This window comes from Natronoarchaeum sp. GCM10025321, assembly GCF_042663585.1.
Lineage (GTDB): Archaea > Halobacteriota > Halobacteria > Halobacteriales > Natronoarchaeaceae > Natranaeroarchaeum.
Genome location: NZ_JBHTAN010000006.1, coordinates 49,721 through 74,610 on the forward strand (window position 1 = coordinate 49,721; position 24,890 = coordinate 74,610).

The following is a 24,890-nucleotide window of genomic DNA, read 5'->3' on the forward strand; positions in this document are numbered from 1 at the left end:
CAGATCTCTCTGCTGGAGTTCTGGAAACGCGTAGAAGACGTGCGGAGGACCGACAGCGCCAGCGGGACGATGCTCGCTATTCGTCACTGCCGTCGTCGTAGTGGACTTCGATGCCCTCGGGAACCGGCCGGAGGATGTACCGGTTGGTCTGTCCCTGTTTGACGGGAGCGAAGTCCGCGGTGAAGGAGGTCTGGGTGTCCTCGCGGATCTCGAACGGTTCGTTGAACGTCAGCGGGGCCTCGCCGGGCGTGTCCATCTCCGCAGAGTCGCCGCCGTCCAGCGTTCCCTCGATGCCGGAGACCTCTAGCTGGAGGAACTCGTACTGGGCGGCGTCGAGCTCGCGGTCGTCGATCAGCGCGGTCGAGTCGTCCTGGAGTTCGACGAGGTCGGCATCTCGGGGGTCATCGAGTTCGTAGTACTCGCGGCTCGACGCCGCTTCGTCTTCTCCGTCTTGCTCTTCCTCGGTACCGTCGTCGGCACCTTCGGAGCCCTCCTCTGCGCCCTCGGGGCCGAGCCAGATGCCGGTGATCGTTACGACGCAGGACTCGAAGTCGCCGATGTCCGCAGGCTGGTCGGTAACGCTGGTCGCGAGCGTCCCCGTGGCGTCGCCGCCGAGACAGCCGGCGAGTCCGGTCGTGGCGATGGCCGCCGCACCGCCTGCCATCTCGAGATACGAGCGTCTGTCGGTCGTGTATGTGTCGTCAGTCATTGGTTTGGATCGCTTGAAACGTAGGTCGCGTTACTGTGCCTGTTCGACTGCATCGGGGGCCTCATCGTTCACGCTATCCACAACGTCACCGGCGCCGTCTGCGATGTCGCTCACTGCGTCGCCGAGGTTGTCGACGCCGCCGTCGAGGAACGCGTCGATCGTATCGTGGATCTCGGTGACGTGATCTGGCACCTGCTCGGGCAGCCCGTCAGGGGCGCCGATACCATCAGCGTTCACCGCGCCCGGTTCGTCAGCCGCGTAGTCATCGGCCTCTTCGGGAGTCGTCTCGGTTGCGTTCGATGCGTCCGCGGGGGCGGCGGCACCGACTGCCGCCGCGCCACCGATCAGGACGACCGCGGCGACCGCGATCGTGAGTAGTGTTCGAGTGTTCATTGCATCCGGATCGGGGAGTGGTAGACATTTAAGCCCCTGAAACGCTCAACCCCGTTTTGTGGCAGTTTCGGGCCGTTATTCGACGATTAAACCGAATTAAATAGAGTTATTTCCCGTGGCTGGCGTGCGGTGGGCACTCCGGCGTACCTCCGGCGTGTTCCAGGGCGATCGCGACTCGCGCGCAACGGAGTCAGCTACCGAACCGGTTCAGCAGGTTCGGACGGTCCGCGGGCAGAAGTCGCTCGACCAGGGGTCTGACGAGGACGAGAGCCGCGAGCGGAATCGCGCCGAGTCCGACGAAGAGGTGGCCGAAGAAGACGCCGCCTCCCTCACCGAAGACCAACGTATCGACGCTCAGTGCGACCATCACCAGCGTGATGACGGCGAGTGCGGTCACGACGACCGACGCGATGCTCGGCCAGTCGAGGACCGCGCCGACGAGCGTCACGATGGCGAGCAGGGTGGGAAAGACGAACACCGTCCCCGACCCCAGAGCATTACTGCCCGGGAGGACCTGGAGAATCGCTTCTAGCGTGTCGATTCCGGGGACGAGTTTGACAGTCATCACGGCGACGATCAGGACGGTCAGCGCAAGGACGGCCTCGACGATACGCAGCCGTGATCTGTTGGAGGACATACAGGAACTGTCTGCGGACGCCCAAAAGTAAGTTCCGGAGGTCGAACGCCGACAGCGGCCGCTGTCGCGGTACTTTTGAGTATCGAAGGGAAAGAGTGGGTATGACCGAGGCACGCGCGGAGTTTCTGGCTGGCGAGCGACTCGAGGATGTCGCCTTCTTCCTCGCTGATCGGGCGGTAGACGAACCGGAGAAACTGGACGGGTTCGGCGAACGCGTCGACGGCGGCCACCTGCTGGTCGTCGATGGCGATGCCGGCCGCGGCGCGTTCCAGTCCGCGACGGGGACCGACGCGATGGGCTTTGCCAAGGACGCGATGGGTACGGAGGGCGAAATCGACCGATCGCTGACCGGCGGGACCTGTCCGGACGGCGAAGACCACGACGTGCGCTTCGTCTTTGCCTTCGCCGAGGAACAGAACGAGGAAGTCGGCGGCCTCTACGCCGAGGGTGACGTGATCCACGCCTACGCACAGTGCACCTGCGGGACTGCGTACTCGCACAAGTGGGTCGTCGGGGAACGTACGGACTAGCTTCGCCTATTCGTCGGCGGCATCGTCCTCCCAGTTCAGGTTCCGGAACGCGTCGAGGATCACCTGCTTTGTCGTCGCGCCGCGACTCGTCCAGTGGTGGGCGTAGTCGAGCATGTCGTCGTAGATGTCGGGCTTGCAGCCGGCCGCCTTGGGGTGGCCGCCGCCGTTGACCTGCCCGGCGACCTCGTGACAGCGCTCGAAACCGTCGGTGCCGCGGATCGACGCACTGCCCGCGGGCTTGACGATCACCGAGGCGTCGGCGTCGGCCTCGCGCATCGCCTCGGCGACCTCGTTCTGCGAACAGCGACCGTAGGTGACGCCGACGGTCCACGGTCCGATCTCGACGAACTCGGCGCGGCTCACCGCCCGCTCGATCAGGTCGTTCTTCTCGACGCGTTGCTCTTCGAGAAAGTCGAGGACCTCCTCCGAGAGGTCCGGGCCGTGTTCGAGCACGGTCTCGACGTACTCGTCGGGCTCCGACCAGTAGGAGTAGTCGGCCAGGTCGTCGCTGCGGGCGTCCTCTCGGATCCAGAGATCGTGATCGCGCGTGACGAGGGCCAGTTCGCGGAGGTGTTCGGGGAACTCGTAGTCGAGCGAGCGGAGCGCGACATCGGCAGTACACTCCTCGTCTGAGTCGCCGACGACGAGATCGGCGCCAGCCTCGCGGACGGCGGCGGCGACCTCGTCGTCCCACTGATGGTGGTCGAACCATCGGACCTCGTTCGCGCGGTCGAGCAGGGCGTCGAGTTCCTCCTCGACGTACTCGAACCTGTCCGGACAGAGATCACAGACGAACGCTCGGATACCCTCCTCGCCGTACTCGGCGACGTACTCCATCCCTTCTTCGAGGTCGTGCGGGCTGGCCGGGATCAGCGCCACGTCGCCGTACATCTCCTCTAACAGCGCAACGCAGGCGAGCCCGTCCGCGTCCGGATCGGCGACGACGGCGACCTCGACACCGGTTAGCTCCTCGGCCGCTTCCTGCTCTTCGAGATCCTCCTCGAAGGAATCGGGGACAAAAAAGCCCTCGCCGGGCAGTACGGATCGTCGCGGCGGGGCGAGTTCGCTATCATCGATGAGTGAATCGTCCATACTGTGGCCTGTGGCCCCGGCTCAAAGAACCCGCCGATCCGACTTTCGACGGTGTCACAATGGGTCCACGAGCAACACGAGCTCTCGGCGATCTGCACCGTGTTACGCGAGCTGTCGAACCGTCAGAACGGGGACGGAACTGGACCGGACGACACGCTCGGCGACGCTGCCGAGGAGAAAACGGTGTTCGCCGTGGCGACCGCGGGTACCGGTCGCGATCACGTCGGCGTCTATCTCCCGGGCGTACTCACAGACCTCCTTCGCCGGATGGCCCTCCCGTACCGCGGTGTGTACCTCCCGGTCCGCGTTCTCCCTGACGGCATCGAACGCGTCCTCGGCCTTGCGTTCGAGCGCGCTGTGCAGGTCGTCGCGAAGCTGGTCGGGCGACGCGTCGACCTCGCTTTCGTCGACGACGTACAGTGCGTGGACGCTCGCGTCGAAGCGCTCTGCGAGGTCAAGCGCCACGTTGACCGCCCGCTGGACGCTCTCGGACCCGTCCGTCGCGACGACGACAGTGTCGATCATATCTACCTGTTTTCTCGCAGGTCGCATAAATCTCCGGTCCTCCGGTGAGCGGTCACGTCTCCCTGCTGGGAGTCGTCAGGGGTGGATTTTTGATGGCGGACCGCGTTCGTCCGTGTATGTCACCAGTCACGAACGGGTCCCGATCGAGTTTCGGGGACGATGAGTCCGTCGACGATCCCGATCGGGTGCCGACCGTGGAGACAGTGCTCGTTCCAGTCGACGGTAGCGAGGACTCGACACGCGCCGTCGAGTACGCGGTCGCCATCGCCGACCGGTACGATGCCTCCCTGGAGGCGCTCTACATCCTCGGCGAGGACGTCGTCCGCGCCATCGAAGAGGAGCAACTCGAAGATACGTCTATTGCAGCGGACAACAGGGCCTATCTGGAGACGGTCGAAGCGAAGGCCGCCGAACATGACGTGCCCGTTAGCACGATGATCGCGTACGGCTTTTCCACGCAGCGAAAGACACAGCATCCCGGTAGCGTCGTCCTCGACGTCGCCGAGGAGACCAACGCCGACTTCCTGGTGATCCCGCGCGAATCGCAGACTGACGAGCCTGACGTCCTGGAAAAAGCCGCTGAATACACGCTCCTGTACGCCAGCCAGCCGGTACTGTCAGTCTGAGTCGCAGAGCCGTAGCGCCATCTCTAGCTCGAAACTTTCGCTGCCAGTCTGCTCGAAGCCGACTTTCTCGTACAGCGAGACCGCGGCGGTGTTCCAGCGCTCGACGGTGAGCCAGACGCACTCGACGCCCTGTTCCTTTCCGTAGCCGAGCAGATTGCGGATCAGCCGACCGCCGATCCCGGCGCGCTGGTACTCCTGCGTGACGAAGATGGCTAACTCGTAGGTCCCGGCGTCGGAATCCCTGACCAGTGCCGCGTGGCCGGCGACGTCACCGTCGTGAGTGGCGATGACGCTGTGCCCCTCGTCGAGAATGACGTCGAGCCAACTCCGGACGCGCTGCTCCGAGGACGGCGGGATCCCCTGTGCACGATCCGCCGGATCGAAGTCGACGTACATCTCTGTCAGCGCCTCCTTGTCCGCTTCCTCGTACTGCTTGATCAGGATCTCGCGGCCCTCGCGGTCCTCGAACCTGTCCGGTGGTGAGGGGAACGGCCCCGAGGCCTTCTCCGGGTAGTGTCGCTCGTCACTCATCGTATCAGCTTCACCGTTACCTGTGCATTAACGAGTATGAACTCGGTGATGGGACCAAGTTTGATTTTCCCCATCGGGCTTGCGTGCCCCCCACCGATCACGATCTGGTCGAATCCCTCCTCCTCGGCGATCCGGAGCAGTTCGCTTTCCGGGTTCTCCTCTATGTGTCGGATCGTTGCGTCGAGTCCCGACTCGTCGAGTTCCGCGCGCACGTCAGCCTCGATAGCCTCGCGGCCGGCGTCTCGCTCTCCCGTCTCGAAGACTGCGACCGTCAACTCGTCGCCGGCCTCCATGGCTCGCTCGACCGTCTCCGTGAGCGCGCGCCGGGACTCTTCGCTTCCGCCGACCCCGAGCAAGACTTTCATAAACACCAGTTTTACCGGCCCCTTCAAAACAGTTGTGTCGCGGAACGGACCGATGCCGCGATCCGCAGGGTCGGATCTGTTCGAGACATCGACGATCGGAGACACGGAGACGTACTATATTCGCCACAGTTGTACTGCAAACGTACAGTATTAACGCATTAGCGGGTATTTCCGTCCGTTCCTACGTCAAACACGGGCTGATTCCACGAAAACCCTATAACCCGAGCGATTGATAATTATGATATGCAACGGAGGTTATTCCGGTGAGCACGGTACAGCGTGATCCCGACGACCGGGTACAGATACTGGACGAGGACGGTCACGTCCGGGATGGTGCCACGGTCCCCGAGCTCTCGGACGACCGACTCGTGGAGATGTATCGTGATATGCGGCTCGCCCGTCACCTCGACGAGCGCGCCGTTAGCCTCCAGCGCCAGGGCCGGATGGGGACGTATCCCCCGATGTCGGGGCAGGAGGGCGCCCAGATAGGGAGCGCCTACGCCCTCGGCACCGAGGACTGGATCTTCCCGAGCTATCGGGAACACGCCGCGGTTACCGTCCACGGGATGCCGCTCGACCGGACGATGCTGTACTGGATGGGTAGCGAGAAGGGCGGTCGGATTCCCGACGACGTCAACGTCTTCACCGTCGCGGTCCCGATTGCGACGCAGATCCCCCACGCGACCGGGATGGCATGGGCGTCGAAGCTCAAAGGCGAGGAGCGGGCCTTTCTCTGTTACTTCGGTGACGGCGCGACGAGCGAGGGCGATTTCCACGAGGGGCTCAACTTCGCGGGCGTGTTCGACGTGCCCGCCGTCTTCTTCTGTAACAACAACCAGTGGGCGATCTCGATGCCCAGAGAGCGCCAGACGGCCAGCCAGACGCTTGCACAGAAGGCGACCGCGTACGGGTTCGAGGGCGTGCAGGTCGATGGAATGGACCCCCTCGCGGTGTACAAAGTGACGAAAGACGCCGTCGAAAAGGCCAAGGATCCGGGGACCGGCGAGCTACGGCCGACGCTGATCGAGGCGGTGCAGTACCGCTTTGGCGCGCACACGACCGCGGACGACCCGTCGGTCTACCGCGACGAGGCGGAAGTCGAGCGCTGGAAGCAGAAAGATCCCCTGCCGCGGATGGAGACGTTCCTGCGGTCGACCGGCCGACTCGACGACGAGACGGTCGACGCCATCGAGGCCGAGGTCGAGGACCGCGTCGCCGAGACCCTCGAGTCGGTCGAAGCGATGCGGCGGCCGGAACCGGCGGAGATGTTCGAGCACGTCTATCGCGAGATGCCCGACCGTCTCGACGAACAGCTACGATACTTCCAGCGTATCAGGGAGACACGCGGCGACGACGCCCTCACGGAGGAATAACGATGGCAAGCAAACAGCAACCGACGACCGCACCGGACCCGACGGAGGTAACGAGCGAGTCACTGACGCTCGTCCAGGCGGTTCGTGACGGACTGGCGACCGAGATGGACCTCGACGACGACGTCATCGTGATGGGCGAGGACGTCGGGAAGAACGGCGGCGTCTTCCGCGCCACGGAGGGGCTCTACGAGGAGTACGGCGAGCACCGCGTGATCGACACGCCGCTGGCCGAATCGGGTATCGTCGGCACCGCGATCGGTATGGGCGCGTACGGTCTCCGCCCGGTCGCCGAGATCCAGTTCATGGGCTTTATTTACCCCGCGTTCGACCAGATAGTCTCCCACGCGGCGCGCCTGCGAACCCGCTCGCGCGGTCGGTTCAACTGCCCGATGGTGATCCGCGCACCCTACGGCGGCGGGATCCGCGCACCGGAACACCACTCCGAGTCGACGGAGGCGTTTTTCGCTCACCAGCCAGGGCTCAAGGTCGCCGTGCCGTCGACGCCGTACGACGCGAAAGGACTGCTGACGAGCGCGATTCGGGATCCCGACCCCGTGCTCTTTCTCGAACCGAAACTGATCTACCGGGCGTTCCGCGGCGACGTCCCGGACGAATCCTACGAAATCCCGCTTGGCGAGGCCGCGGTCCGGCGCGAGGGCGAAGACGTCACCGCCTACTGCTGGGGCGCAATGGCCCACCGGACCGTCGAGGCCGCCGAGAACCTTGCGGGCGATATCGACGTCGAAGTCGTCGACCTGCGGACGCTCTCGCCGCTGGATCGGGAGACCATCGTCGACTCCTTCGAGAAGACCGGCCGAGCCGTCGTCGTCCACGAGGCACCCAAAACCGGTGGCCTCGCCGGCGAGATCACGGCAACCTTACAGGAGGAGTCACTGCTGTATCAGGAGGCACCGATCGGACGCGTCACCGGCTTTGACACGCCGTTCCCGCTGTACGCGCTGGAGGACTACTACCTGCCCGAACCCGCCCGCATCGAGGAAGGGATCCGGGAGACGGTGGAGTTCTAGCATGGTCCGCGAGTTCGAGTTACCCGACGTGGGCGAGGGCGTTGCAGAAGGCGAACTCGTCCGCTGGCTCGTCGACCCCGGCGACGCCGTCTCGGAGGACCAGCCGATCGCTGAGGTCGAGACTGACAAGGCGATGGTGGATCTACCCTCGCCGGTCGACGGACATATCCGCGAACTCCACGCCGAGGAAGGCGAGATGGTTCCCGTCGGCGACGTTGTCGTGACGTTCGACGTGGAGGGCGAGGATAGCGCGGCGGAGCCGACGGCGGACGCTGACGCCGAGACCGACGACTCCGCCGCCACGGCCGACACTGAGGCCGACACGTCCGACGCCGAGGTCGCTACCTCCGAAGGACGCGTCTTCGCGTCGCCCTCGGTCCGTCGCCGTGCCCGAGCGGCGGGCATCGACCTCGATTCGGTCGAGGGAAGCGGCCCTGGCGGTCGGATCACGGCGGCCGACGTTCAGGCGGCCGCGAGTGGGGGAGACACCGCAACCGTGAGTGCCGAGGAGGAACCAGCGGCCGAGGATGCTGATATCGCAGAGGCGTCACGCACGGCCGACCGCGATACGGCCGAGGCGTCCACCCCGACCGGTCGGGACACGGCCGGGACCACTGCCGCCAGTTCGGCCCGCATCGAGACCGATTCCGCCGACCGCGACAGAACCCTCGCCGCCCCGGCCACCCGCCGCGTGGCCCGCGAGGAGGACGTCGACCTAGACGCGGTCCCGGCCGTCGAGGAACGCGATGGCGAGGCCTTCGTCACCGCCGAGGCGGTCCGGGAGTACGCCGAGGCCCAGCGGGCCGCACAGGAGGCCGACGCGCAGGCAGTGCGGGCGGATTCGACAGGCGACACTCGCGAACCCTACCGCGGGGTCCGCCGCACCATCGGCGAGGCGATGGCGAACGCGAAGTTCACCGCGCCACACGTCACCCATCACGACACCGCCGACGTGACTGCGCTGGTCGAGACTCGCGAGCGACTGGCGAGCGAAGCCGACGAGCGCGGCATCAAACTGACCTACACGCCGTTCGTCATGAAAGCCGTCGCCGCCGCGTTACAGGACCATCCCGTCCTCAACGCGCAACTGGACGAGGAGAACGAGGAAATAGTCAAGCGGGGCGAGTACAACCTCGGTGTCGCGACCGACACGGATGCCGGACTGATGGTGCCCGTCGTCGACGATGCCGACCGAAAGGGCCTGCTCGAACTCGCCTCGGAGACGAACGAACTCGCCCAGAAGGCCCGGGAACGCTCGATCGAACCCTCGGAGATGCAGGGCGGTACGTTCACGATCACGAACGTCGGCGTCATCGGCGGCGAGTACGCCACGCCGATCATCAACCATCCCGAGGTAGCGATCCTCGCGCTCGGCGCGATAGAGCCACGGCCCCGGGTTCACGAGGGGGAGGTCGTCCCCAGAGAGACACTGCCGCTGTCGCTGTCGATCGACCACCGGGTCGTCGACGGCGCGGACGCGGCGCGGTTCACCAATCGGGTCATCGAGTACCTCGAAGCGCCGGAGCTCCTGTTGCTGGAGTGAGACAATAGCACCGTCTCGAACAAGCTACTGGACGTCTGGCGCGTGCTCGTCAGTCCGCCCCGGTAGTTCTAGCTCTATCTCCAGTTCTGGCTCCCCGACGCCCTCGTAGTCGATTTCGAGCGAGACCGGTTCGCCGAACGCGAACGGCAGTTCCCACTCGTCGTCGACGACTGTCAGTTCGTCGTCGTCGCGGAGTTGCTCGCCGATTGCGATGAGGAACTCGCCCGCTTCGCTCGCGTCGAGGCGGTACTCCTGCTCGAAGTCGCGGCCAGTTCGGATCGTCGTCCGTTCGTCGTCGGTGTGTTCGTTCTCGGACTCTTCTGCCATGACGACTGTTTAGGTCAGCCTAAACTAAAAGGGAACGGTTCAGGCCGGGAGAGGCGGTAGATACGCGGGCCATCGCGTTACAAAGGTTCGGTCATTCTTCGAGGCTCGGATGCGTCTCCTGCTCGTCGGGATGGCGTTCCGTAAAGCGCTCTCGCATCACCTCGTTCGACTCGTCTTCGCGCTCACGCGCGGTTGCCGCATCGATTTCCTCACAGCCGGGGGGTAGCTCCCGGTCGCGGTCGGTGAAGTAGCCGTCCGGAGCGACCCAGTCGTGGTAGAACGGTCTATCGTCGTCCTCCAGGAGGGTGACCGCGACCTCCGCGCCGTGGCCTGCACAGACGATTGCCTGGTGTGGCTTCTCGGCAAGCCGCCCGGCGGCGTACAGACCGTCGACGCCGGTGCGGCCTCGCTCATCGACGTCGACGAACACCTTCCCCCGGTCGATGCGGCCGACGCCGTCGATATCATCGAGATAGCTCACCTCGTTTTTCGTCGCGGCGATGACGTACTGGGCGTGGTAGCGCTCGTCGCCGTCGGTAGCGACGGTGAATCCCTCTTCTGTCTCCTTGACGCGCGTGACCCTTGCTTCGACGAACTCGGCCCCTGCACCCGCTGCTTGCTCGCTCGTCAGGTCGAGCAGTCGACGGGGGTTGACGCCGGCCGGGAAGCCCGGGAAGTTCTCAAGGTGGGCGTTCCGCCGAAGGATCGACGCGCCTGCATCGATGACGAGCGTGTTCAGGCCGTGTCGGGCGGTAAACGTCGCCGCCGTGCGCCCGGCGATGCCGCCGCCGACTATCACGACATCCCGTGTGCCGGCCGACATCGGTCAGCGAACACCCCCGGTGGACTCGACGTTCTTCTCGGGTGTCGGCCGGTCAGTGCTTCCCTCGCAGGGACAGCCGACGGGCAGTTCGGGGGCAACGGCTCTCTCACCCGGTCGCTGGCTCGATCCGCCCGCAGATATGATATCGATCACGTTCATGCGTTTTGCCCCGCGTACGACGACAAAACGTCTTCGGTTAGTGTCAGTCCCCGAATGGCTCGAACCCGCTCAAGCCCGCCTGACGCATCCACATCGACGACTCTCGGATGGGACCTACCAATCCGGCACCGCCGGTGTCGGACCGATACCTTGCGTTCTTTGTACCGACCTCTCCAATAGCCCTGCATGGTTGTTGGTGACGTCACTACTGGTACGGATGTACTGATAATCGGTGCAGGACCGGGCGGCTACGTCGCCGCGATCCGGGCCGGACAACTGGATCTCGACGTCACGCTCGTCGAGAAAGAGGCCTACGGCGGCGTCTGTCTGAACCACGGCTGTATCCCCTCGAAGGCGCTGATTACGGCGACGGGCGTCGCCCACGACGCTGGCAACGCCGAGGAGATGGGGATCCATGCCGCCCCCGAGATCGACATCGGGCAGATGCAAGAGTGGAAAGGCGGCGTCGTCGACCAGCTAACCAGCGGCGTCGAGAAGCTCTGCAAGGCCAATCAGGTCAACCTCATCGAGGGCCGCGCGGAGTTCGTCGACGAAAACGAAGCCCGTGTCGTCCACAGTGGCGAGGGACAGGGCGCGGAGACGATCGAGTTCGAGCATGCCATCCTGGCAACTGGCTCGCGACCGATCGAGATTCCGAACTTCTCGTATGCCGACGACCCGGTACTCGACTCCAAACAGGCGCTAGCGCTCGAAGACGCGCCCGACGCGATGGTTATCGTTGGCGCAGGCTACATCGGCATGGAGCTTGCGGGCGTCTTCGCCAAACTTGGCACCGACGTTACGGTCGTCGAGATGCTCGACTCCGTCCTGCCGGGCTACGAGTCCGACCTCGCGCGGCCAGTGAAGAAACACGCCGAATCGCTGGGTGTCGACTTCCACTTCGGCCAGACCGCCGCCGGCTGGGAGGAGATGGATGGCGGCATCGTCGTTCGGACGGATGCGGCGGGCGACGACGACGGGCTCGAACTCGACGCCGACAAGGTCCTCGTCGCGGTCGGCCGCCAGCCGGTCACCGACACCGTCGACCTCGGTGCGGTCGGTGTCGAGACGGACGACCGCGGGTTCGTGCCGACAGACGACCGGGCGCGGACGAACAAAGAGCACGTCTTCGCGGTCGGCGACGTGGCTGGCGAGCCGATGCTCGCTCACAAGGGGAGCAAGGAGGGCCAGGTCGCCGCCGAAGTCATCGCGGGCGAACCGGCCGCACTGGACTACCAGGCGATCCCTGCGGCGGTTTTCACCGAACCGGAGATCGGTACTGTGGGCATGACCGAGACAGAGGCCGAAGAGGCTGGCTTCGAGCCAGTCGTCGGCCAGTTTCCGTTCCGCGCGAGCGGCCGGGCGCTCACGACCGGCGAGAGCGACGGGTTCGTCCGGCTGGTCGCCGACGCCGAAGATGGGTTCGTCCTCGGCGGGCAGGTCGTCGGCCCCGAGGCCTCCGAACTGATCGCCGAGATCGGACTGGCTGTCGAACTGGGCGCGACCCTCGAAGACGTCGCATCGACGATTCACACTCATCCCACGCTCTCGGAGTCGGTGATGGAAGCCGCCGAGAACGGTCTCGGTCACGCGATCCACACGCTAAACCGGTAACCTCCCCCCGGATGGCGTAGCCGTTTGCCGACGGTTGCGCTCGATTTCCGAGTGCGCCGGAGAGCAGTTCGCGTCTGTACCTACCGGTACCCGATCAGGAGCTCGTCGCGAGCAATAGCTGTCGCTCGTGGGTGTTAGAGAGACGGTTTAGGTCAGTCAGCCATGACACCGTGGAAACCACGCGTGCCGAAAGGTAGCTGCCTGACCGTGCCGCCTACCGGAGTCTCTCTTTCCTCGCTACAAAACACCTCCGGTACAGTATTGGATGGTCCCGCCCGATCACTCCACCACGACCGATCCTTTCATGCCCGACGCCTGGTGTGGTGTACAGAGGAAGTTGTAGGTTCCCGGCTCGTCGAACGTGTACTCGAAAGTGTGACCGGTTCGGTTGACCAGATCGCTCTCGAAGAGGCCATCGCTCCCGGCGTGGACGACGTTGTGGCTACCGCCGTTGCCCGTCCACTCCCAGACGACCGTCGTTCCGGCGTCGACCCGAATCGCAGTGGGATCGAAGGCGAGTCCGTCCCCGGCGCCGACGGCCACCGTGACCTCGTCGGTACCTGTGTACTCTTCGACCCCGTCGAACTCGTCGACGTCCGAGAGCCATACGCCGGGGTCGGCGTCCCCGTCCTCGTAGTCGCCGCCGCCCGTACAACCGGCGAGGCTGACCGCCGCCGCACCGGCCACGGCGCCGAGAACGCAACGTCGAGTCGGCATCAGGCGACCACCTCGGACGGGAGGGAGCACTCGCTCGCGACACGACGACCGTCGGTCGTAGGGAGAGACATCACGTCCAGACTCAGTACTCGCCTCTCATAAGCACACTGAGATCCGTCCGTCGACAACCCGTCTACTCCGACGGCGACGGTCTTTTAGTCGCCCTCGGAGTATGAGCAGTCGATGAAAGCAGTTACCCTCGGTCCCGAAGGGACCTACTCGCATCGCGCCGCGCGGTCGGTCGCGGCCACAGTCGAGTTCCGCGAGTCCGTCACCGCCATCGTTGAGGCGGTCGCCGACGGCCAGTACGACCGCGGCGTCGTACCGATCGAGAACAGCATCGAGGGAAGCGTCACCGAGAGCCTCGACGCGCTCGCCGATTACGAACTCGCTATCGTCGAGGAGGTCGTGACGCCGATCCGACACGCGCTACTGGCTCAGGACGAGGAGTTCGAGACTGTAGCCAGCCACTCGCAGGCGCTGGCACAGTGTCGGGAGTATCTCAGCGAGCACTATCCCGACGCCGACCTCGAAGCGGTCGCCAGCACGGCCCGCGGCGTTCAGGTCGCCCGCGAAGATCCGACTGTCGCGGGAATTGGCCACCCCGATAACGGGGGCGACGGCCTCGAAGTGCTGGCCGAAGATATCCAGGACCGCAACTCGAACGCGACCCGCTTTTTCGTGATCGCCCCGACCGAAGACCGCTCGCGAGCGGGCGGGAAGTCCACGTTCATCGTCTACCCGAACGACGACTATCCCGGACTGCTACTCGACCTGCTGGAACCCTTCGCCGACCGCGATATCAACCTTACCCGCGTCGAATCCCGCCCCAGCGGCGAACGCCTCGGCGACTACGTCTTCCACGTCGATATCGCAGCAGGGCTGTACGAGGACCGTACCCAGCAGGCGCTGGCCGACATCGACGGACTCGCCGAAAACGGCTGGATCCGACGGCTTGGCTCTTACGACACCTCCCACGTCGTCTAAGCCACGGTTCTCGACTCTGTTCTCTGTGAGGGGTCGGAGGTTATAGGCCCCGATACCGTAGCTACAAACGGGCAGATCGCCCTGATCAACTATGCGAGGAAACCCGTTCGAAGAATTCGAATCGCTGTTAGAGCGGATGGAACAGGAGTTTGAAACGGGCATGGATCTCCAGCCACAGACCGATTCGACGGCGGTCGACCTTGCCGAGCGTGACGAGGAGTTCGTCGTTACCGTCGACCTGCCGGGCTACGAGACCGACGACATCGAGTTGACGATTGCCGACGACACGCTCCGCATCGAGGCTGATCGGGAGGTCGAATCGGAGGAGGAAGGAGACCAGTATATCCGTCAGGAGCGCCGGATGGAGTCGGTTTCGCGGTCGATCGCGTTTCCCGAACCTGTCGACGCGGAGTCGGTGACGGCCTCGCACACCAACGGCGTGCTGACCGTCACGGTACCCAAGGAGTTCGGGGCTGAGGAAGGCCACTCTATCGATATCGAGTAAACTGTCGTAACTGATCCGCGGAGTGGTGCTGCGGGCGCGCTTCGGACGGTCTCATTCGAATATTTGTCGTTCAGACCGATCAGAGACTCGGTTAGCGCTGGTGGTCGGACAGGATCGAACCACGGCTTGCGTTCGTTTCGGAACTGGAGCCCTGGATCCGGCGTTTTCACGCCAGTATTACATAATCGTGTATACACCTAGGGAACTGAGAAGAAAATATTTAAGTTGTCTGTTCGCCGACTGCACAATCATCCAATGGCAGTGGACCAGATCGCGGAGTTCTTCGAGTTCGAGGATCACGGCACCGACTTACGAACGGAGATGCTCGCGGGGGTCACGACCTTTTTGGCGATGTCGTATATCATCGTCGTCAACCCGTTCATTCTCTCCGAAGCGATCGTAATCGACGGATACGATCAGGGACAGGTGATCCAGATGATCGCGATTGCGACCATTCTGGCGTCGGCCCTGGCGACGCTCGTGATGGCACTCTACGCAAACCGACCGTTCGGCCTCGCGCCGGGGATGGGCCTCAACGCGTTTTTCGCGTTCACGGTCGTCATAGCTCTGGAAATCCCGTGGGAGACGGCGCTCGCTGCCGTCTTCGTCGAAGGGATTCTGTTTATCATCCTTACTGCGGTCGGTGCGCGTAAATTCGTCATCAACCTGTTCCCGGAGCCAGTCAAGTACGCGGTCGGAGCCGGGATCGGTGTGTTCTTGCTCTTTATCGGCCTGCAGGAGATGCAGGTGATCGTTGCCGAACCGACGACGCTCGTCCAACTGGGCGACATCGCATCGAACCCGTTCGCGATTCTCGGCGTTCTTGGTGTCGCGTTCACGCTGGTCCTCTGGGCACGTGACGTTACTGGATCGATCGTTATCGGTATTCTGACGACGACGCTCGCCGGCTGGCTGGTCGCCGCGGCAAACCTCACCGAACCGGCAACCGTCGTCGACGGCAGTCTCTACAGTTCTTTCGAGCAGGACGGCATTCTCTCTGCGATGTGGACCCTGATCACTGGCGTCCAGTACGACATCACCCCGCTCGCCGGTGCGTTCGTCGGCGGCCTGCAGGACATCGATCCGCTAACCTTCCTGTTCGTGATGTTGACGTTCTTTTTCGTCGATTTCTTCGACACCGCGGGGACGCTGATCGGCGTCGCGCAGTTCGGTAGCTTCCTCGACGATGAGGGCGAACTCCCGGAGATGGAAAAACCCCTGATGGCCGACGCAGTCGGCACCACCTTCGGCGCGATGGTCGGCACCTCGACGGTGACGACGTACATCGAATCCTCGACGGGTATCGAGGAGGGCGGTCGAACCGGGTTCACTGCACTGGTCGTCGCGGCCTGTTTCCTGCTTGCCCTGCCGCTCGTCTCTCTTGTCTCGATCATCCCTGACTACGCTTCGTTCCTGGCGCTGGTCGTCGTCGGCGTCATCATGTTCCAGGGCGTTACCGATATCGACTGGACGCATCCGGCCTGGGCCATCTCGGGTGCGCTCACGATCACGGTCATGCCGCTCGCATACTCGATCGCTGACGGTCTCGCGGCGGGGATCATCTCCTATCCGATCGTCAAGGCGGCGATGGGCGAGGGGGCCGAAGTCCGCCTCGGTCAGTGGGTGCTTGCGCTCGCGCTGATCGCGTACTACGTCCTCCAGACCGGCGGCTTCATTCTCTAGATCGGGTTCGCGTCGGCCGCGCACGGCACCAACGCTTTCTTGCTTCTCACCCCCCAACTACTGATGAATGTCCGATCTGATACTGTACGAACTTTCGGGCTGTCCGTTCTGTGCGAAAGTCACTACGAAACTGGATGAACTCGACCTAGAGTACGAAGCGCGAGAAGTACCGCGGAGCCATTCCGAGCGAACCGAAGTGAAAGAGGTCAGTGGGCAGACCGGCGTGCCGGTGCTGATGGACGAGGCAAACGACGTCCACGGCATGCCCGAGAGCGACGATATCGTTGCCTACCTCGAAGAGCAGTACGTCTGATCGAGCGGTTTGTGGGCAGTCGGTCACCCGTCGGAACGTAGTGCGGTTCTCAGGGGAGTAGATCGAGACCTCTAAGTCGCCGGTGTCCCGGTCAGTCCCGTCGGCCGTCTCGACGCAGCACCTGCCCTTCCCCGCCGAGCGCGGCCCGCTGGGCACGCGCTCGCGGCCCTGTAGCTGTGTTGCGGGTTCGAGAGATGCGGCTACCGCCGAAGCAATGGGTGACAGAAATGGCGGCAGACGAGTCCAGTGTGGCCGATCTATAAAAGATAGCAGCGCGAGTACCCCGACCCACCGTGGTCGGGGGTGAAGCGCGTCTAATCCATACTTTTTTCAATTACTAAACCGTACTAAAATACAGTGCAGTCGTCCAAACTCACCCAAACCTTGCCATTCGGACTAGACATTACCACGGGGAGTGGCGACGACTTGCAAACCGGGTGTCTCGAAGCCCGACGCATCCGCAACGAAACCAACCGCCTCGACCAAGCTGGTTGGGAATGGGGCAATATCAAACCAACTGTGGTTGACAACGCCGATCACGTCAACAACACCACCCAACTCATCGTTGATAAGGCACTCGGTGAAATCGAAACATATCACGACAACAAAAATGACGGGTGGGGGCGTCCCTACCCGTACATCGATGAGTCGTACCCGATGGTGATGAACCACGGCGAAGGATACCGCCTGTTCCCCGAAGGGGACAGGACGATTCGCTTCCGTATCACTGCCACAAGAGGCACGCACGTCAAAGGTGAACTCCGTGGCAGCCCAGCCCACTTCGACAGACTGCAAACCGCGTTCAACGACGATGAATGGCGGGTTGGAACCGCTGAAGTCGTTCACAAACACGGTGAGTGGCGACTTCACGTCACCATTACACACGAGACCCATCACGTCGCCAGCAAGCACGACGCGGACACAATTGTTGGTGTGGATGTGAACGAGGACTGTATTGCACTCTCTGCGATGAGTCGAAGTGGTTCGGTGGAAGACTCCGTGGTGTTCGAGTATCCGTCGGTGAAAGAACAGCGTCACGAGTTTTTCACCAAGCGCAAGCGGATGCAGAAAGCCAAGCAGACTGCATTCGAGACGGTCGTACAGACCGAAGAACGCGACTACGTTCATGATTGCCTGCACAAAGTATCGCGGGAAGTAGTTGAATGGGTATCGCAATTCAACGACCCGGTTATCGTCTTTGAAGACCTCAAAGACATGCGAGAGTCCATCGACTACGGAACGCGAATGAATCGCCGCCTGCACTCGCTACCGTTCGCTGCACTCCAAGACATGGTGTCGTACAAGGCTGCGTGGCTTGGGATTCCTTCGGATGAAGTTGACCCTGAGTATACGAGTCAGCGATGCCCAAGAACTGAATGTCAGCACACGGAACGGGCGAATCGCCGCAAAAAGCGGTTCAAGTGCAAACGGTGTGAGTTTCAAGATCACGCGGATAGGAAGGCGTCGGTGTGTGTTGTGCAGGAGTGGTTAGAGCGAGAAACTGGAAATGTGCCGTCTCTCGAAACCCTTCCTCGCGTGTGGAAGGTGAGACGGGCGGCATCGGGGGCTGGTGGAGGCCCCGACTCTCACGGACACGATTTGTGTTCGGGTGTTCACGGACACGGAACGTCGGCGCAAGACTCTCAGAGTCAAGCGCGAGAGGAATTAAAGACCGTTGCGTCAGCGATGCAGGACTAAACACGGACGCCCCGCGCCACCGTGCGCGGGGTACTTCACGCTGGCTCTTCGTCGTAGTCGGCGCGCTCGCGGATCAGATCGCGGAACTCTTTCGGATCGTCGATCTCTGCGGCCTCCTCGCGCTCGATCAGCGCGGTCCCTTCGATGGAGGTCGGTTTCGCGCTGTCGACGAAGTAGACCGAGCGCGTTCCGACGACGCGGCCGACGGATCCCATGATCCGTGCGCGCTTTTCCGCAGTCCGTGTGAACTCGGAGTGCCCGGTCAGCACCGTCCCATCCAGTAGGTCCCCCTCGTCTTCTTCCTCGCTAACGGCCTTGAACGGTGCGCGCAGGGTCGGGTGGACCTCGTAGCCAACGCGGGTCATGACGGTGACTATCTCCTCGTCGTCGGGGTCCGCATCCGGAGCGTCCGGCGTCGGATCGGCGTCCCGGACGTCTTCGGCCCCCTCCAGCACGTCGACCTGACTGGTCAGACCGGAGCCAAACAGCTCTTCGAGTTGCATCGCGACCTCGATGCTGGCGTTCATCCCGTCCTCGTACTTCGAGACGGTCCGGCGGGAGACGCCCAGTTCGCTGGCTAACTGGCCGAGACTCCAGCCTTCCTCCTGACGTTTGTCTTCGAGGATGTCGCCGTCGATGCTGACGTACAGACCGCCCGGTGCGGCGTAGATCAGCGGCGGGACGCCCTCGACGAACAGATCCAGCGCGGTGTCGGGGCTAAATACGGGAACCCCGTGCCGGAAGTAGACGACCTCCGGCTTCAGGTCCTCGTCTCTGGTTCGCAGGCCGATAACCAGCGGCGTCGCGTCCAGATACGCGCCGATCCGGCGCATCTCCGCGCCAGTCTCGGCGTCGAACGCGTCGACGTTTCGCAGCACCTTCAGGAGGACGAGTTCGTCGCCGCGGCGGGCGGCGACGTCGAAACTCCGTGGGCGCGTCGCACAGCGGTCACTCACTGCAAAGCCTGCGTCTTCGAGCATCGCCGTAATGTTGCCGACGAGCGCAGACCGTGACATATTCGAAGGTAAGCCACTCACGATATATAGGCATTGTGGCGTCTATATCGGCGTTTCTTCGGGCGATTAGGGGGGTGACGTGTCAACTCATCGGTGGTGGCGAGGTCCGCTCAGCTCGGTTCGCGATGCTGTGGTACTGGGCGAAAAAACGGATCGAGATGCCGGCTGTGGCGACGCGCATGCCAGCCGGAATCCTGTGCTCGGTTTAGCTACTGAAATCGTTACACACCGGGATGCCGACGGTGTCGAACTCGGTCATCGCTTCGAGTTCGTCCGGCACCTGATGGATATCGATCTTATCTTCGACCAGCGCGGTCGGATCGAGTTTCCCGGTTTCGATCATATCGAGCATCTCCGAGTACCGGGATGGCTGCAGCCCGAGCGAACCGACGAAGTCGATCTCTTTGGCGACGATATCGTCGGTTGGAAGCGACACCTCGCCTTTCTCCTCGCTGGTGGTGAGTCCGATCTGGACGTGGCGTCCGCCCTTTTTGAGCGAATCGACGGCGTTTCGACAGGTCGTCGCGATTCCCAGGGCGTCGACGGAGACGTCAGCGCCGCCATTGGTGATGTCGTGGACTTCCTGGGCCGGGTCGTCGACCTCGCTTGCGTTGACTGTTGTTACAGCCCCGAGTTCTTCGGCGCGGTCGAGTTTATCGTCCATTAGATCGACACCGATGACGTTTGCCCCCAGCGCGTTTGCGATATGTACTGCCGAGAGTCCGACCCCTCCACAGCGGTGAATGACGACGTCCTCACCGTTGCCGACATCCCCTCGGTGGGCCATTCCATGAAACGAGGTCATGAACCGACAGCCACAGCCAGCGGCAGTTTCGGCGTCGATACTGTCCGGAAGCGGGACGGCGTTGACATCGCCGTTCGGGATATGAACTTCTTCGGCAAACGCGCCGGGTGCCTCGTTCATAAAGCCGAGTCCGATGTGATTTTCACAGATGTTCTCGCGTCCGTTCCGACAAAGTGAACATTTCCCACAGGCGAAGTTGAAGGGAATCGCGATTTCGTCTCCTTCGTCGACGGTTTCGACGTTCTCGCCGACGTCGACGACGGTTCCTGTCGGTTCGTGGCCGAGGACGTGTGGCGGATCAGGCCGGTAGCCGAACCAGTCCCAATCCCCCTGCCAGCAGTGCCAATCGCTCCGACAGACACCACAGCCCTCTACCTTCGCTACCACTCCATCGGGCTCCGGATCCGGGCGTTCGATCTCCTGTACTTCCAGTGGCTCCTGAAACTCTTCGAGGACGACTGCTTGCATCGACATAGCATGTTACCACGCAACAGATGTGATGATAACTGGAGGGGGAATTTTTGAACATTGAAAATTATAATAAACATTCATTATAGTGTATCGCTGTCATTTTTATAGTTTATAATCATCCCTACCCGATCGGGTGTAATATATGCTTAACAGCTGAAACGAGACGGTACGTCTCTCCTCTGGCGAGCGCCGACCGAAAACGGTCGCGAGCGAGGAGGGAAACAGCGTCAACTCTCCGGGACGTCCCGATGAAGAACTTGCTGCCGAAAACCAAGCGCGACCCGTTCAGCCGGGAAGCCGCCCCGTTCGGTCTACGGCGAACAACACTACGACCGTCACGCCGAGGAGGAGCGCACTGGCCGCGAACACCCCGTCGTAGGTGTAGCCGCCCTCCACGAACAGGCCGAGTGCGTACGAGCCCAGCGACTGGCTGAGCATCCAGACGGAGCTAAACGCGGCGTAGGCGCTCCCGCGAGTCGCATCAGGGAGGGTGCCGAGGACGTACGTATCGATCGCCGGGAACAGCGCGTGGATGACGAAGCCGATGACGGCAGTGACCGTGATCAGCGCGGGAAGACTCTCGACAGTCGTCAGCACGAACAGGCTCACGGCGAACGTCCCGACGATGCCCAGCAGGTAGGGGATCTTGGGAAGCCGGTCCGCCAGGTCGCCGCCGACGAAGAATGCGGGGATCCCCGCGGCGAAGACGAGCGTGAGCATCGTGCTCGACAGACTATCTGAAAGGCCCTTCGACTGCATATAGAGCTCGTAGAAATTGAACACGCCCTGCCAGATGAACACCGTAATCCCGGCGATGGCGAGTGCAGTGCCGATGAGCCGCCACTCCGAGAGCGCGCCAGCGATCAACTCGCGGTCGTCCTGCCCGGCGTCGGGCAGTTCGGTCTGGCGTGCTGTCAGGTAGATGTAGACGGTTATGAGCGCTGCTCCCACGGCGATAGCCCACAGCGAGAGCCGCCAGTCGACGAAGAGCGTGAGCGCGACGAAGGGGGCGGCGATCACCGCGGCGATCTGACTGGCTGCCCCGTGGATCCCCATGGCGCGGCCGACCCGGCCGGGGAACAGTTCGCTCACCAGCGGGTTCGCCGAGACGAAGTAGACGCCCGAGGCGATTCCCATGAGGAAGGTGCCGAGCATGAGGTGTGGCACCGTCCTCGCGGTCGCGGCGACGGCGGACGAGCCTGCAAGGATCGACCCTGACGCGAGCACGAGGTGGTGTCTGGGGACCTTCGTGAGAAGCCAGCCAGTCGGCAGGCGAAGCGACGCGCTGCCGACCCACACTAGCGTGACGATCAGTCCAGCGGTCGCCTCGCCGATGCCGAACTCGGCGATGAAGACGTTCAACAGCGGCGCGAAGATGATTCGCGCGAGGTTGACCAGGAAGACGAGCCCACAGAGCGAGGCGAAAAGGCGGTTGCGGCCCACGCGGTTACGCGTCGGCGTCCGCCAGCAGTTCTTCGGCGGTGACGAGCGATTCGAGTTCGACGTCGATCTCGGCGAGGTTCTCGCGTCCGCCCTCGTTCCGGTCGACGACGACTATCGCGCGGTTCACGGTCGCACCGGCCTCGCGCAGCGCTTCGACGGCGTCGACTGCGCTCTGGCCGGTCGTTGCGATGTCTTCGAGGACGACGACCTCCTCGCCCTCCTCGAGGCGGCCCTCGATCAGGTTTGCCGTGCCGTACTCCTTCTTTTGTTTCCGTGCGATGACGTAGGGCTGGCCCGTCTCGACGCTGGTCACCGCGACCAGCGGGACGGCACCGAGCGCGACGCCCGCGAGTGTCTCGTCGCCGACACGCTCGGCGAAGGCTTCGCCGATCAGTTCCAGACAGTGCGGGTCGGTCTCGAAGAGGTACTTGTCGACGTAGTACTCGCTCGTCCCGCCGTGGGAGAGCTCGAACTCGCCGTACTGGACCGCATCGGCGTCCCGGAGCGCCGTAATGAGTTCGTCGTTTACCATACTACTCACTCGTCACGGGGGCGGTATAAGCGCCGTGAAACGTCGTAGCGTCATGGCCGTCACGCGCCCAAAATCCCGCCGCCCTCACTGCGCCGCGGCGGCGTCGACGACCCGTCCGACGAACAGGAGCGTCTCGGTCGGCCGATCCCGGATACAGAAGAGGAACGGCCGGTCGACGGTCATCTCGAACGGGTCTTGCGGTGCCGATTCGTTCATCCCCACCGCAGTCGCCGCGGCGGCCTCCGTCCCCTCCTCGTCGACCGAGACGAACGCATCGTGCCAGACGTCGTCGATGGCGATTCCGCCGCCCTCGACGATACCGCTGAAGTCCGCGCGACCGAGGTCGAAGGCGACCTCCATCCCGAGGGTGGAGAGAACCTCTTGCAGCGCGAACGAGGACTCGTACTCGAAGCGGGGCAGTTCGATGGTCCCCTCTTTCGGGTCGAGTTCGTCGAGCAGGCCGCCGAGTGTCTCCTCGTCGAACCCTTCCTCGAAAGCCTCGAACTCGCCCTCGGCGGGGAGTATCACCGTCATGCTCACTTCCTCACCGACGTAGGGAAGGTCGATGATCTGGTGCCCCTCGACCTCCGCGTAGGGGAACCGCCGTCCCTGCGACATCATCGGTACCTCGCCGGTCGAGCCATTGAGGGCGGTAAAGTCGGCGGGTTGGGTCGACTCCTCGGAGAACTGGTGGAGCCAACTCGCGTAGAAGTAGATGGCATTGGTTAGCACCATGACTGTCGTGGCCGAGATAGCTCCTTTCGGCAGCAGGTTTTCAATACGGCCTTCGGTCTGATCGGCGATGTAGCCGTTAATCTCTTCGCGGGCCGCCCCGGGGTCGGACTCGAAGGGAACCGTTCGCAGGTCCGCGTCGTAGTGCTCTTCGAGGGTTGCGAGGTACTCCTCACGATAGGGGTACTCCTCGCGCCCCCAGACGTCGTTGACCGCGCGAAGCGTGAACGGATCGCCGTCGTTGTCTTCGGCCGCTTCGGAGCGGGCGTCGAGTTCGGCCGACATATCGCCGAATGCGGCGTGTTGTTCCTCTCCATCGAGTGCGAAGGCGAGCGCGTCGGCCATCGCCGTCTCCGTCTCGCCGCGTGCCCCCGCCCAGGTCATCGCCAGCGCGGCGCGGATGCTGTACGGCGAGTAAAACAGGTTCTCGTCCGGGCGCTCCCCGACCAACTCCGCCAGGACGTCGAGCGCGAACTCGTCGTTGCCCTCGAGGAGTTGCTCCAGGTCGCCGGTCGGGCCGTCGCCGTCGCCGTTCCCGGTCTGTGGCTCCTCGCCGTCCGTTGCCGGATCATCGGCGAGACAGCCAGCCAGCAACGCACCTTGCACTGCGCCGGCAATTGCCAGCACTTCCCGTCGGCCACGGGTCGATGTGAGACTGTCCTGTGCCATGGTAAGATCATCGACGACTGATACAAAAGAACTTCTGCAAACTCAAAGAGTCGCTGTCGTCACGATTCGGCCTTGTAAATCGTTTTAAACACGGGCTTCAATTGAGTTCATATGGGATTTGACGAGATGGACGTCGACACCATCTGGATGGACGGCGAGTTCGTGGACTGGGAGGACGCCCAGATCCACGTCCTCACACACGGGCTCCACTACGGGACCGGCATCTTCGAGGGCGTCCGGTGTTACGACACCGAGAACGGCCCGGCGCTGTTCCGCTGGGACGCCCACCTGGACCGGTTCTACCAGTCCGGTGAGCCCTACGAGCTAGAGATCGGTCACGACCGCGAGGAGCTAACCGAGGCGACGATGGAACTGATCCGACGGCAGGAGCTCGAATCCTGTTACGTCCGGCCGATCGCTTTCTACGGCTACAACAGCCTCGGCGTGAGTCCGACGGACTGCCCGACCCGGACCGCAATCGCGTGCTGGCCGTGGGGCACCTATCTCGGCGAGGACGCCCTGGAGAAAGGCGTCGAAGTGATGGTCTCCTCCTGGCGGAAACACTCCTCTAGCCAGATCCCGACCAACGCAAAGACGACCGGGCTGTACGTCAACAGCATGCTGGCGGGCGAGGAAGCGCGCCGGAACGGCTACACCGAAGCCATCGTGCTCGACAAGGAGGGATACGTCGCGGAAGGCCCCGGCGAGAACATCTTCCTTGTGCGCGACGGCGAACTGTTCACGCCGGCGCTCTCCCAGTCGATCCTCGACGGCATCACGCGCCAGAGCGTCATCGAGGTCGCCCGGGATCTGGGCTACACCGTCCACGATCAGGCGACGATCAGCCGCGGCGAACTGAACACTGCCGACGAACTGTTCTTTACCGGCACGGCCGCGGAGGTCACGCCGATCAAACAGGTCGATAACGTCGAAATCGGTTCCGGGACGCGCGGCCCGGTGACCGAGGAGATCCAGCAGACGTTCTTCGACATGCTCGAATCGCCCCCGGAGAAGTACGACGACTGGTTCACCTACGTCTAGTCG

28 protein-coding genes are annotated in these 24,890 nt (G+C 63.3%); 12 read left to right on the forward strand and 16 right to left on the reverse strand.

The annotated features are described in order from the left end of the window. Positions 1–76: 76 nt before the first annotated feature. The 3 genes from ACFQL3_RS02865 to ACFQL3_RS02875 all read right to left on the reverse strand — a co-directional run bounded on the left by ACFQL3_RS02865 (position 77) and on the right by ACFQL3_RS02875 (position 1,739). Positions 77–709, reverse strand: a complete 633-nt coding sequence (locus tag ACFQL3_RS02865; RefSeq protein WP_377051196.1) for a DUF4382 domain-containing protein — start codon at positions 707–709, stop codon at positions 77–79. 30 nt (positions 710–739) lie between these two features. Next, a complete protein-coding gene (locus ACFQL3_RS02870) occupies positions 740–1,102 on the reverse strand; it encodes a hypothetical protein (protein WP_377051198.1) in 363 nt (120 codons plus the stop codon). A gap of 190 nt (positions 1,103–1,292) precedes the next feature. Continuing rightward, the gene (locus ACFQL3_RS02875; RefSeq protein WP_377051200.1) at positions 1,293–1,739 is read right to left on the reverse strand and encodes a hypothetical protein; all 447 of its coding nucleotides are present in this window, start codon (positions 1,737–1,739) and stop codon (positions 1,293–1,295) included. Between the two features lie 101 nt (positions 1,740–1,840). Between ACFQL3_RS02875 and ACFQL3_RS02880 the strand changes: the two genes are divergently transcribed. Continuing rightward, positions 1,841–2,269, forward strand: coding sequence for a DUF5807 family protein (locus ACFQL3_RS02880; protein ID WP_377051202.1), 429 nt, complete (start codon positions 1,841–1,843; stop codon positions 2,267–2,269). Positions 2,270–2,275: 6 nt separating this feature from the next. Here the strand turns inward: ACFQL3_RS02880 and ACFQL3_RS02885 are convergent, their stop codons facing one another. After that, entirely contained in the window at positions 2,276–3,361 is a 1,086-nt protein-coding gene (locus ACFQL3_RS02885) for a DHH family phosphoesterase (RefSeq protein ID WP_377051204.1), read from the reverse strand. Positions 3,362–3,463: 102 nt separating this feature from the next. Beyond that, positions 3,464–3,886 (reverse strand): universal stress protein, encoded by a 423-nt coding sequence (locus tag ACFQL3_RS02890; RefSeq protein WP_377051206.1) that lies wholly within the window; start codon positions 3,884–3,886, stop codon positions 3,464–3,466. A gap of 116 nt (positions 3,887–4,002) precedes the next feature. Here ACFQL3_RS02890 and ACFQL3_RS02895 point away from each other — a divergent pair, with 116 nt between their 5' ends. Continuing rightward, positions 4,003–4,512, forward strand: coding sequence for a universal stress protein (locus ACFQL3_RS02895; RefSeq protein ID WP_377051208.1), 510 nt, complete (start codon positions 4,003–4,005; stop codon positions 4,510–4,512). Here the strand turns inward: ACFQL3_RS02895 and ACFQL3_RS02900 are convergent. Together ACFQL3_RS02900 and ACFQL3_RS02905 are read right to left on the reverse strand one after the other, a co-directional pair. Beyond that, positions 4,504–5,043: a GNAT family N-acetyltransferase gene (locus tag ACFQL3_RS02900; protein WP_377051210.1), complete on the reverse strand. Its 540-nt coding sequence runs from the start codon at positions 5,041–5,043 to the stop codon at positions 4,504–4,506. The two genes, ACFQL3_RS02895 and ACFQL3_RS02900, sit on opposite strands and share 9 nt — an antisense overlap. Beyond that, complete coding sequence (locus tag ACFQL3_RS02905; RefSeq protein WP_377051212.1) at positions 5,040–5,408, reverse strand: universal stress protein; 369 nt, start codon at positions 5,406–5,408, stop codon at positions 5,040–5,042. The genes ACFQL3_RS02900 and ACFQL3_RS02905 overlap by 4 nt, the downstream gene beginning before the upstream one ends. 263 nt (positions 5,409–5,671) lie before the next feature. Here ACFQL3_RS02905 and pdhA point away from each other — a divergent pair, with 263 nt between their 5' ends. From pdhA to ACFQL3_RS02920, 3 genes are read left to right on the forward strand one after another with little or no spacing between them, the layout of a single operon-like run. After that, on the forward strand, positions 5,672–6,781 hold the full coding sequence (gene pdhA / locus ACFQL3_RS02910) for a pyruvate dehydrogenase (acetyl-transferring) E1 component subunit alpha (protein ID WP_377051214.1): 1,110 nt from the start codon (positions 5,672–5,674) through the stop codon (positions 6,779–6,781). A gap of 2 nt (positions 6,782–6,783) precedes the next feature. Further along, entirely contained in the window at positions 6,784–7,809 is a 1,026-nt protein-coding gene (locus tag ACFQL3_RS02915; protein WP_377051216.1) for an alpha-ketoacid dehydrogenase subunit beta, read from the forward strand. 1 nt (position 7,810) lies between these two features. Continuing rightward, entirely contained in the window at positions 7,811–9,352 is a 1,542-nt protein-coding gene (locus tag ACFQL3_RS02920; RefSeq protein WP_377051218.1) for a dihydrolipoamide acetyltransferase family protein, read from the forward strand. A 24-nt stretch (positions 9,353–9,376) separates the two neighbouring features. On the opposite strand, the gene ACFQL3_RS02925 is transcribed toward ACFQL3_RS02920, so the two are convergent. The 3 genes from ACFQL3_RS02925 to ACFQL3_RS02935 all read right to left on the reverse strand — a co-directional run bounded on the left by ACFQL3_RS02925 (position 9,377) and on the right by ACFQL3_RS02935 (position 10,661). Continuing rightward, a complete protein-coding gene (locus tag ACFQL3_RS02925) occupies positions 9,377–9,679 on the reverse strand; it encodes an amphi-Trp domain-containing protein (RefSeq protein ID WP_377051220.1) in 303 nt (100 codons plus the stop codon). Positions 9,680–9,770: 91 nt separating this feature from the next. Beyond that, the gene (locus ACFQL3_RS02930) at positions 9,771–10,502 is read right to left on the reverse strand and encodes an NAD(P)/FAD-dependent oxidoreductase (protein ID WP_377051222.1); all 732 of its coding nucleotides are present in this window, start codon (positions 10,500–10,502) and stop codon (positions 9,771–9,773) included. 3 nt (positions 10,503–10,505) lie between these two features. After that, positions 10,506–10,661 carry a hypothetical protein gene (locus tag ACFQL3_RS02935; protein ID WP_377051224.1) on the reverse strand — a complete coding sequence of 52 codons (156 nt, stop codon included), beginning with the start codon at positions 10,659–10,661 and terminating at the stop codon, positions 10,506–10,508. A 186-nt stretch (positions 10,662–10,847) separates the two neighbouring features. Here ACFQL3_RS02935 and lpdA point away from each other — a divergent pair, with 186 nt between their 5' ends. Then, a complete protein-coding gene (lpdA, locus tag ACFQL3_RS02940; RefSeq protein ID WP_377051226.1) occupies positions 10,848–12,275 on the forward strand; it encodes a dihydrolipoyl dehydrogenase in 1,428 nt (475 codons plus the stop codon). Between the two features lie 279 nt (positions 12,276–12,554). On the opposite strand, the gene ACFQL3_RS02945 is transcribed toward lpdA, so the two are convergent. After that, positions 12,555–12,992, reverse strand: coding sequence for a halocyanin domain-containing protein (locus ACFQL3_RS02945; protein ID WP_377051228.1), 438 nt, complete (start codon positions 12,990–12,992; stop codon positions 12,555–12,557). Between the two features lie 183 nt (positions 12,993–13,175). Here ACFQL3_RS02945 and pheA point away from each other — a divergent pair, with 183 nt between their 5' ends. The 5 genes from pheA to ACFQL3_RS02970 all read left to right on the forward strand — a co-directional run bounded on the left by pheA (position 13,176) and on the right by ACFQL3_RS02970 (position 18,178). After that, complete coding sequence (pheA, locus tag ACFQL3_RS02950) at positions 13,176–13,979, forward strand: prephenate dehydratase (RefSeq protein WP_377051230.1); 804 nt, start codon at positions 13,176–13,178, stop codon at positions 13,977–13,979. A gap of 91 nt (positions 13,980–14,070) precedes the next feature. Continuing rightward, a complete protein-coding gene (locus ACFQL3_RS02955; RefSeq protein WP_377051232.1) occupies positions 14,071–14,484 on the forward strand; it encodes an Hsp20/alpha crystallin family protein in 414 nt (137 codons plus the stop codon). 255 nt (positions 14,485–14,739) lie between these two features. Continuing rightward, positions 14,740–16,167: an NCS2 family permease gene (locus ACFQL3_RS02960; RefSeq protein WP_377051234.1), complete on the forward strand. Its 1,428-nt coding sequence runs from the start codon at positions 14,740–14,742 to the stop codon at positions 16,165–16,167. Between the two features lie 67 nt (positions 16,168–16,234). Then, positions 16,235–16,480 (forward strand): glutathione S-transferase N-terminal domain-containing protein, encoded by a 246-nt coding sequence (locus ACFQL3_RS02965; protein ID WP_377051236.1) that lies wholly within the window; start codon positions 16,235–16,237, stop codon positions 16,478–16,480. A 357-nt stretch (positions 16,481–16,837) separates the two neighbouring features. Further along, positions 16,838–18,178 (forward strand): RNA-guided endonuclease TnpB family protein, encoded by a 1,341-nt coding sequence (locus ACFQL3_RS02970; protein ID WP_377051238.1) that lies wholly within the window; start codon positions 16,838–16,840, stop codon positions 18,176–18,178. A gap of 35 nt (positions 18,179–18,213) precedes the next feature. Here ACFQL3_RS02970 and ACFQL3_RS02975 read toward each other — a convergent pair whose 3' ends face one another. From ACFQL3_RS02975 to ACFQL3_RS02995, 5 genes are all read right to left on the reverse strand, one after another. Continuing rightward, the gene (locus ACFQL3_RS02975; protein WP_377051240.1) at positions 18,214–19,194 is read right to left on the reverse strand and encodes a transcriptional regulator; all 981 of its coding nucleotides are present in this window, start codon (positions 19,192–19,194) and stop codon (positions 18,214–18,216) included. Between the two features lie 205 nt (positions 19,195–19,399). Further along, positions 19,400–20,467 (reverse strand): zinc-dependent alcohol dehydrogenase family protein, encoded by a 1,068-nt coding sequence (locus ACFQL3_RS02980; RefSeq protein WP_377056998.1) that lies wholly within the window; start codon positions 20,465–20,467, stop codon positions 19,400–19,402. A 288-nt stretch (positions 20,468–20,755) separates the two neighbouring features. Continuing rightward, entirely contained in the window at positions 20,756–21,913 is a 1,158-nt protein-coding gene (locus ACFQL3_RS02985; RefSeq protein ID WP_377051242.1) for an MFS transporter, read from the reverse strand. Between the two features lie 4 nt (positions 21,914–21,917). Continuing rightward, a complete protein-coding gene (pyrE, locus tag ACFQL3_RS02990) occupies positions 21,918–22,445 on the reverse strand; it encodes an orotate phosphoribosyltransferase (RefSeq protein WP_377051244.1) in 528 nt (175 codons plus the stop codon). A gap of 84 nt (positions 22,446–22,529) precedes the next feature. After that, a complete protein-coding gene (locus ACFQL3_RS02995; protein ID WP_377051246.1) occupies positions 22,530–23,846 on the reverse strand; it encodes a serpin family protein in 1,317 nt (438 codons plus the stop codon). 111 nt (positions 23,847–23,957) lie between these two features. Here ACFQL3_RS02995 and ACFQL3_RS03000 point away from each other — a divergent pair, with 111 nt between their 5' ends. After that, positions 23,958–24,887, forward strand: a complete 930-nt coding sequence (locus tag ACFQL3_RS03000; RefSeq protein ID WP_377051248.1) for a branched-chain amino acid transaminase — start codon at positions 23,958–23,960, stop codon at positions 24,885–24,887. The last annotated feature ends 3 nt before the right edge of the window (positions 24,888–24,890 follow it).

Bases quoted from the DNA above. Each gene is read 5' to 3' on its own strand.
- ACFQL3_RS02865 (WP_377051196.1), bottom strand. From the start codon at position 709: ATGACTGACGACACATACACGACCGACAGACGCTCGTATCTCGAGATG.
- ACFQL3_RS02870 (WP_377051198.1), bottom strand. From the start codon at position 1,102: ATGAACACTCGAACACTACTCACGATCGCGGTCGCCGCGGTCGTCCTG.
- ACFQL3_RS02875 (WP_377051200.1), bottom strand. From the start codon at position 1,739: ATGTCCTCCAACAGATCACGGCTGCGTATCGTCGAGGCCGTCCTTGCG.
- ACFQL3_RS02880 (WP_377051202.1), top strand. From the start codon at position 1,841: ATGACCGAGGCACGCGCGGAGTTTCTGGCTGGCGAGCGACTCGAGGAT.
- ACFQL3_RS02885 (WP_377051204.1), bottom strand. From the start codon at position 3,361: ATGGACGATTCACTCATCGATGATAGCGAACTCGCCCCGCCGCGACGA.
- ACFQL3_RS02890 (WP_377051206.1), bottom strand. From the start codon at position 3,886: ATGATCGACACTGTCGTCGTCGCGACGGACGGGTCCGAGAGCGTCCAG.
- ACFQL3_RS02895 (WP_377051208.1), top strand. From the start codon at position 4,003: ATGTCACCAGTCACGAACGGGTCCCGATCGAGTTTCGGGGACGATGAG.
- ACFQL3_RS02900 (WP_377051210.1), bottom strand. From the start codon at position 5,043: ATGAGTGACGAGCGACACTACCCGGAGAAGGCCTCGGGGCCGTTCCCC.
- ACFQL3_RS02905 (WP_377051212.1), bottom strand. From the start codon at position 5,408: ATGAAAGTCTTGCTCGGGGTCGGCGGAAGCGAAGAGTCCCGGCGCGCG.
- ACFQL3_RS02915 (WP_377051216.1), top strand. From the start codon at position 6,784: ATGGCAAGCAAACAGCAACCGACGACCGCACCGGACCCGACGGAGGTA.
- ACFQL3_RS02920 (WP_377051218.1), top strand. From the start codon at position 7,811: ATGGTCCGCGAGTTCGAGTTACCCGACGTGGGCGAGGGCGTTGCAGAA.
- ACFQL3_RS02925 (WP_377051220.1), bottom strand. From the start codon at position 9,679: ATGGCAGAAGAGTCCGAGAACGAACACACCGACGACGAACGGACGACG.
- ACFQL3_RS02930 (WP_377051222.1), bottom strand. From the start codon at position 10,502: ATGTCGGCCGGCACACGGGATGTCGTGATAGTCGGCGGCGGCATCGCC.
- ACFQL3_RS02935 (WP_377051224.1), bottom strand. From the start codon at position 10,661: ATGAACGTGATCGATATCATATCTGCGGGCGGATCGAGCCAGCGACCG.
- lpdA (WP_377051226.1), top strand. From the start codon at position 10,848: ATGGTTGTTGGTGACGTCACTACTGGTACGGATGTACTGATAATCGGT.
- ACFQL3_RS02945 (WP_377051228.1), bottom strand. From the start codon at position 12,992: ATGCCGACTCGACGTTGCGTTCTCGGCGCCGTGGCCGGTGCGGCGGCG.
- pheA (WP_377051230.1), top strand. From the start codon at position 13,176: ATGAAAGCAGTTACCCTCGGTCCCGAAGGGACCTACTCGCATCGCGCC.
- ACFQL3_RS02955 (WP_377051232.1), top strand. From the start codon at position 14,071: ATGCGAGGAAACCCGTTCGAAGAATTCGAATCGCTGTTAGAGCGGATG.
- ACFQL3_RS02960 (WP_377051234.1), top strand. From the start codon at position 14,740: ATGGCAGTGGACCAGATCGCGGAGTTCTTCGAGTTCGAGGATCACGGC.
- ACFQL3_RS02965 (WP_377051236.1), top strand. From the start codon at position 16,235: ATGTCCGATCTGATACTGTACGAACTTTCGGGCTGTCCGTTCTGTGCG.
- ACFQL3_RS02975 (WP_377051240.1), bottom strand. From the start codon at position 19,194: ATGTCACGGTCTGCGCTCGTCGGCAACATTACGGCGATGCTCGAAGAC.
- ACFQL3_RS02980 (WP_377056998.1), bottom strand. From the start codon at position 20,467: ATGCAAGCAGTCGTCCTCGAAGAGTTTCAGGAGCCACTGGAAGTACAG.
- pyrE (WP_377051244.1), bottom strand. From the start codon at position 22,445: ATGGTAAACGACGAACTCATTACGGCGCTCCGGGACGCCGATGCGGTC.
- ACFQL3_RS02995 (WP_377051246.1), bottom strand. From the start codon at position 23,846: ATGGCACAGGACAGTCTCACATCGACCCGTGGCCGACGGGAAGTGCTG.
- ACFQL3_RS03000 (WP_377051248.1), top strand. From the start codon at position 23,958: ATGGGATTTGACGAGATGGACGTCGACACCATCTGGATGGACGGCGAG.